1 protein-coding gene is annotated in these 1,006 nt (G+C 31.6%); it reads left to right on the top strand.

Annotation, left to right across the window (positions count from 1 at the left end):
• The first annotated feature begins 384 nt into the window (after positions 1 to 384).
• The gene (locus tag A5893_RS17650) at positions 385 to 774 is read left to right on the top strand and encodes a hypothetical protein (RefSeq protein ID WP_157687470.1); all 390 of its coding nucleotides are present in this window, start codon (positions 385 to 387) and stop codon (positions 772 to 774) included.
• Positions 775 to 1,006: the final 232 nt, after the last annotated feature.

Raw genomic sequence — 1,006 nt, 5'->3', positions numbered from 1 at the left:
TGACTACGGTAAAACAACTTTCTACAAATTAATTAAGTTTATGCAAGCTGAAATTGGTACTGCTTTAATGCCATTTCTGTACAAACTTGCAAAACGTTAGCAGAAATTTCAACCGAAATGAATACTGGATAAAAAATGAAAGACAACGATACCTTAATACCGATGAATGTTGATGAAATTGCTCACAATTTTGAATTTCTTGAATTTAAATGTGCGGACATTTCTCAACAATTTAATCTCGAATTCTACAAAGAGTTTTCTAAACTTTATAATACTGACCCAATTTTATTTAAGTTCATTTGCAACGACAAAAAAGTGTTCTCAAGTTGCATTCAAAATTTACAATTCAATTCAAAATTGACAAACTCAAGTTTATGCTTAGACATGAGAATAATAAAAAGTCTTTTCATAAATAAATCTTTAAATATAAGTCCTTCACAAATGGGAGAACTCAATGAAAACTGCAATTGGGAAGAGTTTGAAACACTTTGTTTCGAACGGGTAAGTCCATTTATATTTGATGGAATACTAGCAGAATTGGTTAGCAGAGGAGGTATTTTTTTTAAATCAAAGAAAAAACTAAAGCATATAGTTGAATTGGCTAGAATATTTAGCGACTCAATCATACAAGGATATTATAATTCTTTCATAATTTACCAAGTAACGGAAGGATGGTCCGGCTACTTCGGGAATATGGGTTTTGACAATACATTTGTCATTTTTGATGAAAATAATGGGGAATTTTGGGTAATGGCAAAAACTGACTTTGACTAAACTTCTGCTAACAGCAAATTTGTTCAAAAATGGCTGACGGTGGTTCAACTCAGGTTCTTCGTTAATTATTTAATTTTGTGCGGGCTGACATCGGTTCTGCAAGCAATGCCATTTCTGCACAAATTTTCAAACCGTTAGGCGCAATTATAACAAAACCGAATAATGACAGAAATTGAAATAAGCAATGGTCAAAATATTATCGATATTTTTTTTGATGACTTCGCGAGTTGTT

Source organism: Pedobacter psychrophilus, assembly GCF_001652725.1.
Lineage (GTDB): Bacteria > Bacteroidota > Bacteroidia > Sphingobacteriales > Sphingobacteriaceae > Pseudopedobacter > Pseudopedobacter psychrophilus.
The sequence above is the reverse complement of the archived record's forward strand: the minus strand, read 5'-3'. Positions and strand labels throughout refer to the sequence as shown.